The organism is Deltaproteobacteria bacterium, assembly GCA_019308905.1.
Lineage (GTDB): Bacteria > Desulfobacterota > BSN033 > WVXP01 > WVXP01 > JAFDHF01.
The window spans coordinates 53,895-70,188 of record JAFDHF010000004.1 but is presented as its reverse complement, the minus strand read 5'-3'; the positions used below and the strand labels follow the sequence as shown (position 1 = coordinate 70,188).

Annotated in this window: 13 protein-coding genes; 4 read left to right on the top strand and 9 right to left on the bottom strand. The window is 57.0% G+C overall.

Features of this window, described 5'->3' with window-relative positions:
* Window positions 1-116: 116 nt before the first annotated feature.
* The 9 genes from JRJ26_02790 to JRJ26_02750 all read right to left on the bottom strand — a co-directional run bounded on the left by JRJ26_02790 (window position 117) and on the right by JRJ26_02750 (window position 12,821).
* Window positions 117-1,418 (bottom strand): phenylacetate--CoA ligase, encoded by a 1,302-nt coding sequence (locus JRJ26_02790; protein ID MBW2056402.1) that lies wholly within the window; start codon window positions 1,416-1,418, stop codon window positions 117-119.
* Between the two features lie 279 nt (window positions 1,419-1,697).
* A complete protein-coding gene (locus tag JRJ26_02785; protein MBW2056401.1) occupies window positions 1,698-2,408 on the bottom strand; it encodes an ABC transporter ATP-binding protein in 711 nt (236 codons plus the stop codon).
* Window positions 2,408-3,175: an ABC transporter ATP-binding protein gene (locus JRJ26_02780; protein ID MBW2056400.1), complete on the bottom strand. Its 768-nt coding sequence runs from the start codon at window positions 3,173-3,175 to the stop codon at window positions 2,408-2,410. The genes JRJ26_02785 and JRJ26_02780 overlap by 1 nt, the downstream gene beginning before the upstream one ends.
* A 5-nt stretch (window positions 3,176-3,180) precedes the next feature.
* Entirely contained in the window at window positions 3,181-4,293 is a 1,113-nt protein-coding gene (locus JRJ26_02775) for a branched-chain amino acid ABC transporter permease (GenBank protein MBW2056399.1), read from the bottom strand.
* Complete coding sequence (locus JRJ26_02770; protein ID MBW2056398.1) at window positions 4,290-5,303, bottom strand: branched-chain amino acid ABC transporter permease; 1,014 nt, start codon at window positions 5,301-5,303, stop codon at window positions 4,290-4,292. The genes JRJ26_02775 and JRJ26_02770 overlap by 4 nt, the downstream gene beginning before the upstream one ends.
* Before the next feature lie 58 nt (window positions 5,304-5,361).
* Window positions 5,362-6,603 (bottom strand): ABC transporter substrate-binding protein, encoded by a 1,242-nt coding sequence (locus tag JRJ26_02765; protein MBW2056397.1) that lies wholly within the window; start codon window positions 6,601-6,603, stop codon window positions 5,362-5,364.
* Between the two features lie 750 nt (window positions 6,604-7,353).
* The gene (gene smc / locus JRJ26_02760) at window positions 7,354-10,935 is read right to left on the bottom strand and encodes a chromosome segregation protein SMC (protein MBW2056396.1); all 3,582 of its coding nucleotides are present in this window, start codon (window positions 10,933-10,935) and stop codon (window positions 7,354-7,356) included.
* 69 nt (window positions 10,936-11,004) lie between these two features.
* A complete protein-coding gene (gltX, locus tag JRJ26_02755) occupies window positions 11,005-12,432 on the bottom strand; it encodes a glutamate--tRNA ligase (GenBank protein ID MBW2056395.1) in 1,428 nt (475 codons plus the stop codon).
* Between the two features lie 164 nt (window positions 12,433-12,596).
* Window positions 12,597-12,821, bottom strand: a complete 225-nt coding sequence (locus JRJ26_02750; protein ID MBW2056394.1) for a helix-turn-helix domain-containing protein — start codon at window positions 12,819-12,821, stop codon at window positions 12,597-12,599.
* 338 nt (window positions 12,822-13,159) lie between these two features.
* Between JRJ26_02750 and JRJ26_02745 the strand changes: the two genes are divergently transcribed.
* From JRJ26_02745 to JRJ26_02730, 4 genes are read left to right on the top strand one after another with little or no spacing between them, the layout of a single operon-like run.
* Window positions 13,160-13,588, top strand: coding sequence for an ATP synthase F0 subunit B (locus JRJ26_02745; protein MBW2056393.1), 429 nt, complete (start codon window positions 13,160-13,162; stop codon window positions 13,586-13,588).
* The gene (atpF, locus tag JRJ26_02740) at window positions 13,585-14,172 is read left to right on the top strand and encodes a F0F1 ATP synthase subunit B (protein MBW2056392.1); all 588 of its coding nucleotides are present in this window, start codon (window positions 13,585-13,587) and stop codon (window positions 14,170-14,172) included. The genes JRJ26_02745 and atpF overlap by 4 nt, the downstream gene beginning before the upstream one ends.
* Complete coding sequence (atpH, locus tag JRJ26_02735; protein MBW2056391.1) at window positions 14,169-14,711, top strand: ATP synthase F1 subunit delta; 543 nt, start codon at window positions 14,169-14,171, stop codon at window positions 14,709-14,711. The genes atpF and atpH overlap by 4 nt, the downstream gene beginning before the upstream one ends.
* 4 nt (window positions 14,712-14,715) lie before the next feature.
* Entirely contained in the window at window positions 14,716-16,224 is a 1,509-nt protein-coding gene (locus tag JRJ26_02730; GenBank protein ID MBW2056390.1) for a F0F1 ATP synthase subunit alpha, read from the top strand.
* Window positions 16,225-16,294 lie beyond the last annotated feature (70 nt).

Here is a 16,294-nt window from a genome sequence, read left to right as displayed (position 1 = left end):
TATCCAGGACCGGACTCGCCGAATCCAGGCCGCCTCGTCTCCGGCAAGGAACGGGCCGCAAGGGGAGGGGCTCTTCTCTGTCCGACGAGTCGAACCCAGGCAAGGCGGCTCATCTGCTACATCCCTCTCTGATCCAGGACGCGTTTGGCCTTACCCTCGCTTCGGGTGATGGTTTTCGGCGGTACGATCCTCACGGCGGCGCTGATCCCGATGATCCCCTTGATCTTGCGGGAGATCCTCTTCTCCATCTCCGCGATTCCCTCTTTTCCCGCCTCATAGATCTCAGGCTTCCCTTCCACGTCGATGCTCATCGTGTCGAGGTATCCCTTCTTCCTGATAATGATCACGTACTGGGGCTCGACCTCCGGTATGTCCAGCAGGAGGCTCTCTATCTGAGAGGGAAATACGTTGACGCCGCTTATGATCAGCATGTCATCGCTCCGCCCGTGGACCTTGTCCATCTTGATAAGCGTTCTGCCGCAGGCGCACTCCTCCCGCCTCAGGGTGGTGATGTCGCGGGTCCTGTATCTGATGAGCGGCATAGCCCGCCTGCGGATCGCGGTGAAGACGAGTTCCCCCTGGGTTCCCGGGGGAAGCACCTCCTCTGTGACCGGGTCGATGATCTCCGGGATGAAGTGGTCTTCGTTTATGTGGAGGCCGCTCTGTTCGGAGCAGTCAAAAGAGGTCCCCGGTCCTCCCATTTCGGTCAGCCCGTAAGCCTCCATGGCTCGAATGTCCATTCTCTCTTCAATCTCCTTGCGCATCTCTGCGGTCCAAGGCTCGGCACCAAATACGCCTATGCGGAGGGGAAGCCCCTTCATATCGATACCCATCTCTCTGGCCTTCTCGGCGATGGTGAGGGCATAGGAAGGGGTCGAGAAGAGAACCGTTGCGCCGAAGTCCTGCATGAGCAGAACCTGCCGCTCCGTCATTCCCGATGAGGCTGGGACGATGGTACACCCGATCTTCTCGGCTCCCTGGTGAAAACCGAGTCCTCCGGTAAAGAGACCCATGCCGTAAGCATTCTGGCACACGTCGCTCGATCGAACCCCGGCGGCAAAGAGATTCCTCGCCATACACTCGGCCCACTGGTCCACATCTTCCCGGGTGTAGGGTCCTGTTATGGGCTTGCCTGTAGTTCCCGATGAGGCGTGGATGCGGACTACCTCGTGCATGGGCACGGCGCAGAGGCCGAAGGGATAGTTGTCTCTCAGATCCGCCTTGTTGGTGAAGGGGAATCTTGCCAGATCCTCCAGGCTCTTGCAATCCTCGGGCTTCACACCGGCGTTGTCGAACTTGTTCCTATAATAGGGGACCCGCTCATAGACCCATTTGAGAGTCTCCTGGAGGTTCTTCAGCTGAAACTCCTGCATCTCCTTCAATGGCATGGTCTCGAACTTCTCATCCCAGTATTTCATCGCGACCCCTCTCTGTGGATTTATCGAGTCGAACGGCGAGGCGCAAGCTCCAAAGCATGTCCGCCGGCACTATCCGCCCCTGACTCCCGGATGCAAAGCCGTCTCGCCGCGGTGTCGATCAGTTCTGCTATAGCACAGAGCCCTCCGAGGTGTCAAGTCGCCACCGGGAAGGAGGAGTTCATCCCTCCTGTTGGCCGATCTAGACGGGCTGGACAAGGAGAAAACAAGGCCCGGGAGAGAAAGAGGTCTGCCGGTAGGGGCCGCCTGGTTCAGGAAATGTCAGGTGGAGATTCCGAGATAGGTCTCCATGACGGTCTCGCTTCGCCGCAGTTGTTCGCTCGTCCCCTCGAATTCGACCCTGCCCTTGTCGATGATATAGTGCCGCCCGGCCGTCTCCAGGGCCATACCGATGTTCTGTTCGGCAATGAAGATGGCCACGTCCTGCTGCTTGATGTTCAGGACGATACCCTTGATTTCCTGGACGATCAAGGGCGCCAGGCCTTCGGTCGGTTCGTCCAGGAGAATCAGTTTCGTCTTGCCCAAGAGGGCTCTGGCGATGGCGAGCATTTGGCGTTCTCCTCCACTCAGGTGCCCGGCAGGTTGTCTCTTCCTCTTCCCCAAGACTGGGAAGCGGTCGTAGACCGCACCCAGGGTCTCTCTCGTTCCCCTGTCGAGATCCGCCTTGATCATGGCGAGCCTCAGATTCTCTTCAACCGTCAGTCTGGGAATGATTTGTTTCCCCTGGGGAACGATCTTGATCCCGAGGTGGAAGATCACGTGGGGAGGTTTCCGGGCGATCTTCTCTCCGAGGAAAGTGATGTCCCCCTCCCTCGGTGGGGTCAAACCCATGATGCTTCGAATCGTCGTGGTTTTGCCTGCTCCGTTGCGGCCGAGCAGGGAGACAACCTCTTTCTCCCCCACATGGAGGGAGACGCCGTGGAGAACGTGGCTTGAGCCGTAATAGGTATGGATGTCTTCTACTTGGAGCACTAGAGGTCTCCCAGGTACGCCTGCCTGACCCTCGCATTTCTCTCCACCTCTTTGGGAGAGCCCTCTGCGATCTTTTCTCCATAGTGCATCACAAAGACCCTCTGGGACAGACTCATGACCACGTCCATCTTATGCTCGATAAGAAGGATGGTAAGGGTCTCGGAGAGCCTCTGGATGAGCCGCATGGTACTGCGGGTTTCAAGAGAGGACATCCCTGATGTGGGCTCGTCCAGAAGGAGCAGGTCAGGCTCCATTGCCAGGGCTATCCCGATTTCCAGATGCCGTTGGTCTCCGTAAGAGAGGTTCCTGGCCACCTGCTTTCTCTCTCCTATGAGTCCGATGGATTTCAGAATCTCCCCAGCCTTTTCATTCACCTCCTTGAGACGCCATGCAGGGGTAAAGAAGGCCGATCTCTTCCCGTGTTTCTGCTGGACCGCCAGCCGCACATTTTCAAAGACCGTAAGGTCCTGAAAGATGTTCGTGATTTGAAAAGACCGGGCAAGCCCCTTCCGTGCGATCACGTTTGGAGCCAGGGCGGTGATGTCTTCTCCTTTGAATACGACCTTTCCCTGGGTGGGACGCATCTTGCCGCTGATCAGATTGAAGAGGGTCGTCTTTCCCGCCCCGTTCGGCCCGATGATGGAGGAGAGCTCCCCTCTGTTTATCTTGAGATCGAGACGGTTGACCGCCAACATTAGACCAAAAGCCTTTGAGATACCCTGAGTCTCCAGGAGTACCGATGGGTTTCCGCCATTATTGCCTGACATCTGTTCTACCTTCCCAATTCCGATTTCATGGGGGAGTCCTGCTCAGGATCGACATGGGCCGCCCCCCCGAGCGGCGGGATCGGGGCCGGGGTCTTCCTGGCCGCACCCCGAGGCAGCGGGAGGTTCACAGCCGTTGAGACCCAGGAGACGAGGCTCCGTGAAAGTCCGACGATTCCCTGGGGTGAGTAGATCACGAAGGCCACGAAGATGCCTCCGAGGATGATTCGCCAGTGTTCCGTGTAGGAGCTGATAAGGTCCCTGGCAAAGAGGAAAACCATGGCTCCGATGATGGGACCGTACAGTGTCCCCATGCCGCCGAAGAGATTCATGACAAGGACCTCTGCCGAGGTGAGCCAGTTGAAGACATCCGGATCGACGAATCTGAGCAGGGCAAAGAGGGTACCTGAGACCCCGGCAATGATGCCTGAGACGACAAAAGCCCGCCGCTTGAAGACTCGAATGTCATAACCGACAAACTCGGCTCTCTCCTCGTTGTCCCTGATCGCCTGGAGTACTCGGCCGAACGGCGAGTTGACCAGCCTCACACATCCGTAGTAGACGGCGATGACCACGAAAAGAACCAGATAGAAAAGGACGTATGAATTACCGAGGCTGACAGCCAGGGGGGCGATGCCGACCTCTGGCCGGGGCACACCGATCAGCCCGTCCGACCCCCCGGTCAGGCTCTGCCAATTGAAGGCCACTTCGTGAAACATTTCTGCAAAGGCAAGGGTCAACATGGCAAAGTAGACCCCCTTGATCCTTATGGACAGATAACCGATGAGCCATGCAACCACTCCGGACAGTAGTATCGTCGCCAAGAAGGCGAGCCAGATCGAATCTGCCAGGTGGATGAGGGTCAAGGCCCCCGTGTAAGCCCCCAGACCGAAGAAAGCCGCAGGCCCCAAGGAGACCAGCCCCGTGTAACCCATGATTATGTCCACGCTGAGGGCGAAGAGTCCGAATATCAAGAGTTCGGTACCGAAACGGAGATAGAAGGTGGAATAGATCCTTGCTGCCGTTCCCAGAGGCACAAGGGCCAGCAGGAAAAGAAAGATGAGAAACCGCCAGTAGCGTCTCTCCGGTCCTTTGAGCAGTTGTGGAAGCTTCCAGGTCATCGGATCTCCTCGGTCCCAAGAAGGCCCTGAGGTCGAAACAGGAGGACGATTACCATCACCACATACATCATCGCCCCTGTAAAGGCCGGAAAGAGAATGACACTGAAGCTCTCGAGAATTCCGATGAGAATTCCGGCAAGAGCCGCTCCGGAGAGGCTCCCCAACCCCCCAACCACGACGACTATGAAGGCGGTGATAATGATGCCATCCCCCATATGGGGGTGAACGCTCAGGATGGGCGCCATCAAGACCCCGGCTGCACCGGCTATAGCAACACCGAGCCCGAAGACGACGGTGAAGTACCTCGAGATATCGATACCGAAGGCACTGGTAATCTCTCGATTGTAGGTGCCTGCCCGAATAATCAGGCCGAACCCGGTTCTTTTCAGCATGAACCAGAAAAAGACCGATATGGCGACTCCAACCGCAAGGACGAACAGCCTGTAGGATGGATATGTTATGCCGAGGAAGCCGACCATGCCCTCGAATCCCTTGGGTCTGGGGAAGAGGTGATAGGCCTTACCCCAGACCATTTCTGTAGCATCTCCGATGACCAGCACAAGGCCGAAGGTGAGCAGAATGTGGTAGAGGGGGCTCCTCCCGTAGAGAGGTCGAAAGGTCGTATACTCCAGACCCATACCGACGGCACCGACGATGACGGGAGCCGCGAGGAGAGAGAGCCAGAAGTCCCCGGTTGCCCTGAACAGGGTAAGCCCGAAGTAGGCCCCGAGCATGTAAAGGGCGCCGTGGGCGAAGTTGATTACCTCCATCAGGCCGAAGATGAGGGAGAGGCCCGAGGCGATTATCACGTACATGAAGCCCAGGGTCAGCCCGTTAAGGAGTTGCTTGAAGGCTACCTTGGCCGTCATCCTCGGCAGCACCCGATGCGAAGACAGCCACACCAGCATGGCGCACAGCCCTGCCACGATCAGAAACTTGGCCAGGGCCCTGCCATCCTTGAGGCTTCCAATCCTCTGGTTTTGTTCTGTTACGGGTTCCAATTCCGCCATCGAACCTGATCAGCCACCGGATGGGAGGGGGAGACGCCCCTCCCGACCGGTGTCCGGATTACTGGAATCTGCACTTCTGCTCGATGCCCGCAATGGCCTCTTTACCATTGAGCATCTTGCCGACGAGCTTCATGACAGGGAAGGGATAGTCTTTCACCTTGACGACCTGGCCGGCACCGATATTGCGGATGATCTGGTGATCTGAAGCCCTGAAGTACGATCTGCCCATAGGGGCGGTGTACTTTCTCTCTTTTTCAAGTTCGGCCAGAACCCTCCCGGGTTCCACCGACTTGGCGGCCTTGATCCCCTGGGCCATCATCATGACCGCCACATAGGCATTGTGAGCGAAATTGTCCGGGTACATCCCCCAGCGTTCGTAATAGGCCTTGATGAATTTCCTGTTCGTCTTCGATTTGTGGATGAGAGAGTACCGGTAGGCGCTGTAGTGGCCGAGGGCGATATCCCCGATCTCTCTGATATTGAACTGGAGAACCGGGTTCACCACGGGAAGGCGCCCATCCCCCTTACCGATCAGGCCCCCCGCCTGGGCCTGCTGCATGAAAGTCACCAGGGGAGACCCCAGGAGGCAACTTGCCACAAAATCCACCTCGCCGGCATCCCTTGCAGCTGATATCTCGGTGATGATTGCCGAGTGGTCTTTCAGTCCGAACCCTTTCTCTCCACTGTAGCCCACCTCTTCCAGGAAGTCCCGGGTCAATTTCCGCCAGCTGTCCCGCATTGAGATGCCGTAGGCGTACTCAGGAATTACCAGCCAGTAACGTTTGCCGAGCTTGCCACTGTCCACCAGGCCGCGTACCATATGGCTCAAAGCCTTGACTACTTGCCAGGTCATCAGCTCCGTGCGGAAGCCGTAACGGCTGCACCTGGCATCGGCAGTATTGAACATGTTTGTTCCCACCGTGGGATTGAAAAAGACCCTGTGGCGGTCGATGACCTCGCGAACCGCAAGGGCAGAACTGCTGCTGATGCAGCCCGTAATAAACTGGACCCCCCTCTTCTCGATCAGTTTTTCTGCTTTCTGGACCGCAACAGGAGCCTTGAGAGTGGTATCCTCCACGAACCACCGGATGTCCTCGAAGGGACCTCCTTTGGCCTTGAGTTCTTCCAGCGCCAGGGTCGCCCCCTGCATCTGCTGTTTTCCCAGAGTGGCAAAGGGTCCGGTAAGAGGCGGCAGCAGCCCCCACCTCACGCCCAACCCCCCGGCGTGGACCAGAGATACAGAAAGAAGTGTTCCAACCAAAAGAAAAACCGCCAGCCCTGCAATCCTGCTACTCTTCATTATCCGATACCTCCTTACTTGGATTTGTACCCCCTTGAAGAGGGCCACTCTGTTTGCTGTAAAAGGGTTGACCCCCCGTGCCCGTTTCTCCGATCTCCCGGTCTTTCCCGACCCTGACGGACAAGCCACCCCTTCAGAAGGAGTTTTACGCGGTGGAGATGGAAGGTGAGGTCTGACAAGGAGTCGGGAATGAGCCGGTTCAGGCTGGGTGGGAGCGAAAAACAGGGTCGCCCCCACCGATGGTAAAGTCGTACAAGATGGATCCAACGCGGGGAAGATAGCCGGGAGCTGGTAGGCAGGCTCTCATTGAGCCAGCCCGGTCGCTGGAGATAGAAGGAGATGCGTAGAGATACATCCTTTGACAAAGGCCTTTCAGAAAAAAGCACAGGTTCATGGACCTAAATCCTCTTTCCCTATGGAGAAGCAAACCATTACTCCCCCCCTCGCATCCCTCTGATGAGAACTCACCTGCTTTGCGTGCTCCCGATGCAAGCCGCACGTGTATAAACGTCAGAGAGAGTATACAGGAACCGGGAAAATTGTCAAGGTTATTTTCCCGGGAGTTCCCCGGGCCTTCGGAGGACACGTCGTAGGGTCTCTTGATTCCTGGAGATATTCCTCGACTCTCAAGGGGAAAGCCCTTGTTCCTTCGCTCCTGAGCCCACGCGGTGACCCTTACATGATAGGGTGTGCGGTCCCTTCAAACCCTCGCGTCGGCCCTATCGGGGTTTGAGAGGCAGTGGGGTTTGTTCAGTTGGGAGCCCGGCTGGGAAGCTCCGGTTGGTTCAGCCTCACGGAAACGACCTTGGAGATCCCGGGAGACTCCATGGTAATGCCGTAAAGGGTATGAGCGATCTCCATGGTCTTCTTGTTGTGGGTGATGACTATCAACTGGGATCGGCCCGACAGTTCCTGAATCATCTCGAGGAACTTTCCCACATTGGTGTCATCAAGGGGCGCGTCCACCTCGTCGAGCAGGCAGAAAGGGGTCGGCCTGTAGAGAAAGAGAGAGAAGACAAGAGCGATGGCCACCAGGGTCTTTTCCCCTCCGGAGAGGAGGTCGAGACGCTGGAGCCGCTTGCCGGGGAGTTGGACCATGATTTCGATGCCGGTCGAGAGAACGTCCTGCTCATCTGTCATGACCAGAGCCGCTTTCCCGCCGTTGAACAGCCGGGGGAACAGGACCTGGAACTTTTCGTTTGTCCCTTCAAAGGCCTCGATGAAACGCCTCTTGGTGGTCCTGTCTATCCGTTGGATGGCCTTCCTGAGCCGGCCGAGCGAGGCCCTGAGATCCTCCTGCTGGCCGGCCAAAAACTCGTAACGCTCCTTGAGATCCTCGTACTCTTGAAGAGCCACGAGATTCACCTCACCGAGGCCGTCGAGTGAGGCCTTGAGGCTCGCCAGCCGGTTCTGATCCGGGACGTTCCCGTTACGAACCTCCTCTGGAACAGGGGCGACCCTGATATCGATTCGATACTTTTCGAGGATACTCTCGAAGATGTGGTTCATCTTGAGGTGGGTTTCGGCCAGGCTGAGATTCTGTTCGTGGATTCTCCTCTTAAGATCCTCGAGGCGGATCTGATCGCGACGGCTCGCGTCTTCCAGGTCTCTGGCTCCCTTCGACTTCTCCTTGAGGCCCTGTTTCTCCAAGGTGAGCAGATCCTTTGCTTCTTCCTGTTTCTTTTTCCATTCCTTGAGATCCGCGCGCATCCGGGCGATGTCCTGCTCGGTCTTCTGAAGGATCTTGCCGTTTTCCTCCAGCATCTCGAGCCTCTTGGAGACCTGTCTTCTCAGATCCCTCTCCCTCTCCTCCAGTGAGTCGAGGCTTCTCTGGGCCCCTCTGTACTGTTCGCGCCACCGGGCGATCTGGACCTGGAGGCCGGTCATCTCCCGATCCATCCGTTCCTTCTCTTTCTCGGATTCCTCCAGCCTGAGTTTGGCCCTCTGGATGGTCTCACGTCTTGTTTCGAGATCCTGCTCCAGTTTCTGAAATTCCTGGCGGGCCCTCGAGATCTCCTCTTCAAGTTCACTGATCCGGGATTTCAGTTGGTCTCGTTCAAAGACCAGAACCCTGTGGCGCTTCTCCCTCTCCTCACCTTCTTGGATGAGTCTCTCCATTTCCCTTTCCGCGGCTACCAGTTCCAGGGCCAGCCCCTGTCTCTCCTTGTCTTTCTTTTCCAGACGGGACCGAGCCTCGGAGAGTCTCTGTCTGATCACCTGGAGTCTTGCCCTCGCTTGGTCGAGGTGGGACCTCTTTTGGGCGACCTGACCTGTCAGGCTCCTGATACCGGCCTTCCTCTCCAGAATCTGAAGGGACCGGCCGTCATGGCTTCCGCCGATAATGATCCCCGACCCATCGAAGACCTCCCCCCCCGGCGTTACGAGAGCCTGAAAGGAGCGGCCCTCATGCCAGACTCTCATCGCCTCATCGAGACTCTCCACCAACCAGACGTTTCCCAGGAGGAGACGGCCGATGTGTTCGTATCCCGGTTTCAACCTCACATGGTCGAGCAGAGGACCGACCACACCCCTGGTTCGGGCGAGTGAGTCCCTTGAATCGAACCGCTCTGCCTTCAGGTTCATGGGGATCACACCGATTCTCCCCCTGGCTTCCCTCTTTAGCAGGTCTACCGCCTTTAGTCCCTCTTCATGGCTCTCCACGATCACATACTGGAGACGATGGGCTAGAACGGCACTCACCGCGGCCTCGTAAGACGGCTCGGTCTCCACGATGTCGGCCACCAAACCTCGGATTCCGGTCGCCTCCGTCTCTCTGGCCAGCATCAGGGCCTTCACCCCCTCGTCGAAGCCTTCCAGACCCCTCTGGAGCTCTTCCAGGGATCGGAGTTTGGACCATGCGATCTGGTATTCCCGGTCGATCCGGCTCATGCGAAGCTCCGTCTCACCCGATTCCTTCTCCAAGAGGGCGACCTCCCCCTCCAGGGTCTTTACTTCCCCTTCACATCTGGCCTGCTTGGCCCTCAGAGACCCTTGAAGTGCCTCTTTTTCCAGGCGGAGGGAAGCGTTGCTTTTCACCTGGCCGCTTGCTTCCGCAATCTCCCTGTCGTTCTGGTCTTTTCTTGCATTCAGTTCCTTCAGATTTCTTTCACAGAAGGCAATCTGGTTGGCGGTCTTGGACTGCTGAGACAGGAGCTCCACAAGATCGGCTTTCTGATCTTCAAGATACCGGCCGGCCTGGCTCCAGCCGTCACGGAAGGCCTGCCACTCGGCCCTCCTTGCCTCGAGCTCTTTCTCTTTTTCGTTGACCATTCTGCCCAGATCGCTCGACTCTTCGAGAAGAGCCGCCCTCTGGTTCGCCGCATCCTGGAGCCTGGTGTTCAGCTCATCGATCTCTCCCCCGTACTGGACCTCCAGGTTCTTCAGGTTGGCTACCTCCCTTTGGCCGGCCTCGATTCGTTCCTCTTCCCTCTCGATTGCACCTCTGGTCTCGTAGATCGTCCTCTCGATAGAGGCGATCCGCTCTTCCCACTGGGCACGCTCGGTTCTCAGGGCCCTCAGGGTGTTCTCTCTCTCCTGGAGCCGTTCCGAGAGGGAATCCTCGTCCCTTTTCAGCTGGGCGAGTATCTTCTCGTTCTCCGCCTGTTCACCTCTCAACCGGGAATACTCCCCATAGGCCAAGGCGATTTCACATCGCCGGATCTCTTTGCGGAGACTCTTGAATCGCTCGGCCTTTTTCACCTGTTTCTCCAGGGACTGTATCTGGCGGCGGATTTCCCCCAGTACGTCCTGAATCCGGAGAAGGTTCTGCTCTGTCTGCTCGATCTTGGAGAGAGCCTCTCGCTTGCGATCCCGAAATTTTGCGATACCCGCGGCTTCCTCTATGAGGATTCTCCTCTCCTCGGGCTTTGCATGGATGATGGCTTCGACCTTTCCCTGTTCCACGATGGAATAGGCCTGGTTGCTGATGCCCAAGTCGAGAAATAGATCGACTACATCCCTGAGTCTGCACGGTCTCTTGTTTATGAAGAATTCGCTTTCTCCTGACCGGAAGAGGCGGCGGCTGATCATGATCTCGTCGAACTGCTTGTATCGATCCGGACATCCGCCGTCGTCGTTGGCAAGAACCAGGTTGACCTCGGCCATTCCCAGGGGTTTGGTTCCATCGGAGCCGGCAAAGATCACGTCCTCCATTACCTTTCCTCGGAGATGCTTGGCGCTTCTCTCGCCCATCGCCCATAGAATAGCGTCGAGGATGTTGCTCTTCCCGCACCCGTTGGGACCGACGATGGTGGTGATTCCAGAGGGAAAGGAGAAGTTGATCCTGTCGTAGAAGGACTTGAACCCGTGAATCTCAATCGATCTTAGTCTCATGACTGGGCTCCCGGTTGCCGCATCTTGAAATCCCGATCATCTCTCCCTGGATTCTCAAAGACTCTTGAATCAGGAGGATCCGTGGGACCCCTCTCCCCCTCGAATGTATTCCATGGCACTCGCGAGGCGTTCCAGGACCTTCTGTTTTCCGAGGATGTCCATGACTTCAAAAAGCCCCGGACTCGCGCTCCGCCCTGTAAGGGCCACCCGGACCGGCTGGGCCACCTTCACGAGCCTGACCCCCATCTTTTCCGCCAGCTTCCGAAACATCGTCTCCAGGGTCTGCTCATCGAGGTTTTCCATGGATCTTATCTCCTCTGCCAGCCTTTCAAGAGCTGGGAGAGCCTCCGGTCTGAGAAACTTTGCGGCGGCCTTTTCCTCGTATTCGACCTTCTCCTGGAACCAGAACTCGGCCTGGTCGGCCATCTCCACCAGCGTCTTGGCCCTCTCTTTGAGGGCCTCAACGATTCTGGTGAGTCTCTCCCCTTCCTCGACCGCGTATCCCTTCGCCCTGATGTAAGGGATAAGAAGACGGGCGATCTCCTCTGGCCTGCTCGCCTTGATATGGTCGCCGTTGATGGCCCGCAGCTTCTCTGGATCGAACATACCGGGCGAAGTGCCCACGTTGTCCAGGGTGAACTTTTCGATCATCTCCTCAACGGTAAAGAACTCCTGATCTCCGTAAGACCACCCGAGTCTGACCAGGTAGTTCATGAGACCCTGGGGCAGGTAGCCCATGTCTCTGTATGCGAGTACTGACTGGGCGCCATGACGCTTGCTGAGCCGTGTCTTGTCGGGTCCGAGTATCATCGGCACATGGGCGAACTCGGGCACAGGGAAATCGAAGGCCCTAAAGAGGAGAATCTGGCGGGGTGTATTGTTGACATGATCGTCCCCCCTGATGACATGGGTCACACCCATGGTGGCATCATCCACCACAACGGCGAGGTTGTATGTCGGCATTCCATCGCTCCGGAGTATGATCAGGTCGTCGAGTTCCGAGTTTTCAAAGACGATCTCCCCCTTGATCAGGTCGAAGAAAGCAGTCTTCCCCTCCTGAGGAGAGCGAAACCGAACGGCATAGGGACGGTCTGGGAAAGGGGGTTTGAGGTCCCGGCAGGTGCCGTCATACTTAGGCTGCCTCTTCTCCTTGATGGCCTGCTTTCGCTTTCTTTCGAGCTCCTCGGGGCTGCAAAAACAGCGATAGGCCTTTCCATGATCGAGAAGCCGTTGGACATGGTCTCTGTAGATATGGAGCCGCTGGGATTGGAAGTAGGGTCCCTCGTCCCAATCGAGTCCGAGCCACCTCATGCTCTCAAGTATGCCCTCGACAGACTCGGAGGTCGATCTGGCCACATCCGTGTCTTCCACCCGGAGGATGAACTTCCCTCCATAATGCCGGGCGAAAAGCCAGTTGAACAGGGCTGTCCTGGCTCCCCCGATGTGGAGATATCCGGTGGGACTCGGAGGGAATCGGGTACGTACCTCTCTGCTCATTGCTGTCTCTCTGACGATCTGCTAAGAATATGCTCCGTACGGCACCTCATGGGGCTGGAGGCTCTGGGTCCTGGAACCGCGAAAGGCCTTCCGGCTACCCATACCCCCTGTCCTGTTCCGTGTCACAGATCGTGCCTCCATCGGGTTCGGTTCGGCTTGGAGCTTCACTTCCCCTTGAGGAAGTCGAAACGTCTCTGTTGGGGGGCCATCTGGTACTTCGACTCTTTCAACCACCTGATGATTTCGCTTTTCAGATAGCGGTATTCTCTTCCCACTTTTCCATAGGGCAGATTGCGGTCTCGCCTGAGTTTCCAGAGAGTCGTTCTGGAGACTCCGAGCAGCTCCATCAATTCCGCCTCGTTGAGGATCTCCTTGTCCTTCAATTCCATGCCAGAACCTGTTTGCCGCTCCTGACCGAACACCCATCTTAACATAAGTTAAAAAACATAAACAAGAATAATCGTAAAAAAACTACAAGTCAAGCCGTTTTCCTAAGTGAAGCCCCGTCCGATTCTCAGGGCGAGTCCTCGACTCCCTTTCCATGGGGATCCGATCGTCTGTCCGATCCCGATCAGGGTGGGGCGGTGTCCTTGAAGTGCCGGCAAACTCAGGCCTTTTCTCGTCCTTGACAAGCAAAGGGGGATTGGGTTACAATCACCTCCGTTCTGGTCGGTGACTCGCCCAATAAACCCTTTAAAATTCGTAGGTTGCTTTTGGTGGCCGCGGGATGATCGAAATCAATCAGAGCCTCATCATTCAGATTGTCAATTTTCTCATTTTCATCTTTATTCTGAATGAGCTTATCTTCAAACCGGTCGTGAGGGTCATGAACCAGCGGCGGGAGCGGATCGAGGGGACCATGGAGCGCGCCGGTCTCATGGGGAAGGAGGCTCAGGAGAAGTTCGAGGCCTATGAGCGGAGAATCTCGGAAGCCAAGACTCAGGCGGCCGGTGAAAAGGAGAGACTCCGCCGGCATGGAGAGACCCTTTCCAAGGAGATCGTTGAGAAGGCCCGGGCCGAACTGGCACGGGACATTCCGATTATCCGCAGGCAGATCGCCGAGGAGAGGGATCGGGTGAGACGCGAACTTGACAGGAAGGCCCAGGACATGGCCAGGGAGATAGCGTGCAGAATACTCGGAAGGGAGATCTCGTGAGGAGAAGGAGACTGCCCGGCGGGAGACATGCCTGGTCCCTCGGAGTCTTGCTCGTCTTGATCGGTTTTTTGCCAGGGTGTGCGCTGATCGAGAGGGTTACACATAACCCGTGGCTGAGCTTTGCCTTCAAGGTAGTGAACTTCGCGATTCTTGCGGCCCTTCTTGTGAAATTCCTCTCAAAGCCGCTGGGTACCTTTCTCAAGAGGCGGCAGGCCGAAGTTAAGAAGGCTCTGGAAGAGGCCGAGAGGGCGAGATCAGAAGCCGAGAAGAAAGCGAAGGAGTACGAAGCGCGACTCGCCCGTATGGATGAGGAGATCCAGGGGATCCATCAGGCCTTGAGGGAGGAGGGAGAGAGGGAGAAGGCGAGGCTCATCCGTGAGGCCGAACAGATGGCAGAGAAGATCAGGGAGCAGGCCCAGGTGACAGCCCGGCAGGAGATCCGGGCGGCTCAAAGAGTTCTCAGGGAGGAGATGGCCGACCTGGCGGTAAGGCTTGCCGAGGAGATAGTCAAGAGAGGAATAACCGAGGCGGACCAGAAGAGGCTTGTGGAGGAGTATATAGACCAGATGGAGGCCCTCCGGTGACCAAGCGGACTATTGCTCGTCGATACGCCAAGGCCATGCTGATCCTTGCGAAAAAGGAGGGGATCGTGGAGCAGATCGACGACGAGTTCTCCTCCCTGGTGGTTCTCATGGACAGGGTGAAGGTCTTTTGGCAGGTGATGACCAACCCGCTTTACGATGTGGACCGGCGGAAGCTGGTTCTGTCAGAGGTCGCCCGGATGACTGGGATGAGTCCCCCCGTCTCCGGCCTTCTCGGGCTTCTTTTGGAGAAGGGTCGGATGAAGTACCTTCCTCTGGTCCTGTCGGTCTACCATGAGATGGCCGATGAAGCCATGGGTCGTGTCCGGGCGAGGGTCTACACGGCGATGGAACCGACCAGTGAACAGACCGAGAAGATCCGGGAGAAGCTGGCAAGGATCATGGGAAAAGAGGTGATCGTTGAGATCACCCGAGACGGTTCGCTTCTGGGAGGCATGGTTACCAAGATCGGGGGGCTGGTGTTCGACGGGAGTCTGAAGAGTCAGCTGGCAAGGATGAGAGAGAGTCTGGCAAGGGGGTAATTCCATGGAGATAAAGGCTGAGGAAATCAGTCGCGTTATCGAAGAACAGATAAGGGGGTACCAGAGGGAGATCGATGTCAGTGAGACCGGTGTGGTTCTCAGTGTCGGTGATGGAATAGCGCGGATCCACGGCCTGGAGAATTGCATGGCCGGGGAACTCCTCGAGTTTCCCCACAATGTCTTCGGAATGGTGCTCAACCTGGAGGAGGACAACGTAGGGGCGGCTCTCCTTGGAGAGGACTTCCTTATCAAGGAGGGCGACCTCGTGAAGAGAACCAAACGGATCGTCGAGGTCCCGGTGGGGGAAGCCCTTGTCGGCCGCGTGGTGAATGCCCTGGCCCACCCCATTGACGGGCTTGGACCCATCGAGTCCGATGAATTCCGAGGCGTTGAAAGGAAGGCCCCCGGAGTGGTGGTTCGCCAGCCGGTCAAGGAGCCGCTCCAGACGGGGCTGAAGGCCATCGACTCGATGATACCCATCGGCCGGGGTCAGAGGGAACTGATCATCGGAGACCGGCAGACAGGGAAGACCGCGCTGGCTATAGACACGATCATCAACCAGAAAGGCACAGACGTTATCTGCATATATGTCGCCATTGGACAGAAACAATCCACCGTGGCACAGGTGGTCGACAGGCTCAGAAGCTTCGGCGCCATGGATTACACGATAGTGGTCTCTGCTACGGCCAGTGAGTCGGCTCCCATGCAGTTCATTGCCCCTTACGCCGGGTGTGCAATGGGAGAGTATTTCAGGGACAATGGAAGGCACGCCCTGGTGATCTATGATGACCTCTCAAAACACGCCTGGGCTTACAGGCAGATGTCGCTCCTCCTGAGAAGGCCCCCGGGCAGGGAGGCCTACCCGGGCGATATTTTCTATCTCCATTCCAGGCTTCTCGAGAGGGCGGCCAAACTGAGTGATGGACTGGGTGGGGGATCGCTGACGGCCTTGCCCGTTATTGAGACCCAGGCAGGTGATGTTTCCGCCTATATCCCCACCAATGTCATCTCCATCACGGACGGCCAGATCTACCTGGAGACCGATCTCTTTTACTCCGGCGTCCGTCCTGCGGTCAACGTGGGCCTCTCCGTGTCGCGGGTAGGCGGTAACGCTCAGATCAAGGCAATGAAGCAGGTTGCCGGCTCCCTCCGTCTCGACCTTGCACAGTACAGGGAGATGGCGGCTTTTGCACAGTTTGGAAGCGATCTGGACAAGGCCACGCAGGCCCAGTTGGCCCGAGGCTCGCGCCTGGTGGAGGTGCTCAAGCAAGGACAATATCAACCCCTTCCCGTGGAAAAGGAGGTCGTCATTATTTACGCGGGGGTGAACGGGTGGCTGGACGATATCCCGGTGGAGAGCATCGCGAAATTCGAGAAGGAGCTCTACGATTTCCTCGATACCAAGTATCCCGAGATCGGCCGGGCCATCGGTGAGAAGAAGGAGCTGGATGATCAGATCCAGGAGAAACTCGACGGTATTCTCCAGGAGTTCAAGGAGAAGTTCACCCATTGATTGATGGGGATAGTGCGTGATCCATGAGTCGTTGTTCGGGCCTTTGACGCAATGCGGATATTCGGCTGGT

Coding starts and splice junctions, on each gene's coding strand:
- JRJ26_02790 (MBW2056402.1), bottom strand. CDS start 1,418: ATGAAATACTGGGATGAGAAGTTCGAGACCATGCCATTGAAGGAGATG.
- JRJ26_02780 (MBW2056400.1), bottom strand. CDS start 3,175: ATGTCAGGCAATAATGGCGGAAACCCATCGGTACTCCTGGAGACTCAG.
- JRJ26_02775 (MBW2056399.1), bottom strand. CDS start 4,293: ATGACCTGGAAGCTTCCACAACTGCTCAAAGGACCGGAGAGACGCTAC.
- JRJ26_02770 (MBW2056398.1), bottom strand. CDS start 5,303: ATGGCGGAATTGGAACCCGTAACAGAACAAAACCAGAGGATTGGAAGC.
- JRJ26_02765 (MBW2056397.1), bottom strand. CDS start 6,603: ATGAAGAGTAGCAGGATTGCAGGGCTGGCGGTTTTTCTTTTGGTTGGA.
- smc (MBW2056396.1), bottom strand. CDS start 10,935: ATGAGACTAAGATCGATTGAGATTCACGGGTTCAAGTCCTTCTACGAC.
- gltX (MBW2056395.1), bottom strand. CDS start 12,432: ATGAGCAGAGAGGTACGTACCCGATTCCCTCCGAGTCCCACCGGATAT.
- JRJ26_02750 (MBW2056394.1), bottom strand. CDS start 12,821: ATGGAATTGAAGGACAAGGAGATCCTCAACGAGGCGGAATTGATGGAG.
- JRJ26_02745 (MBW2056393.1), top strand. CDS start 13,160: ATGATCGAAATCAATCAGAGCCTCATCATTCAGATTGTCAATTTTCTC.
- JRJ26_02730 (MBW2056390.1), top strand. CDS start 14,716: ATGGAGATAAAGGCTGAGGAAATCAGTCGCGTTATCGAAGAACAGATA.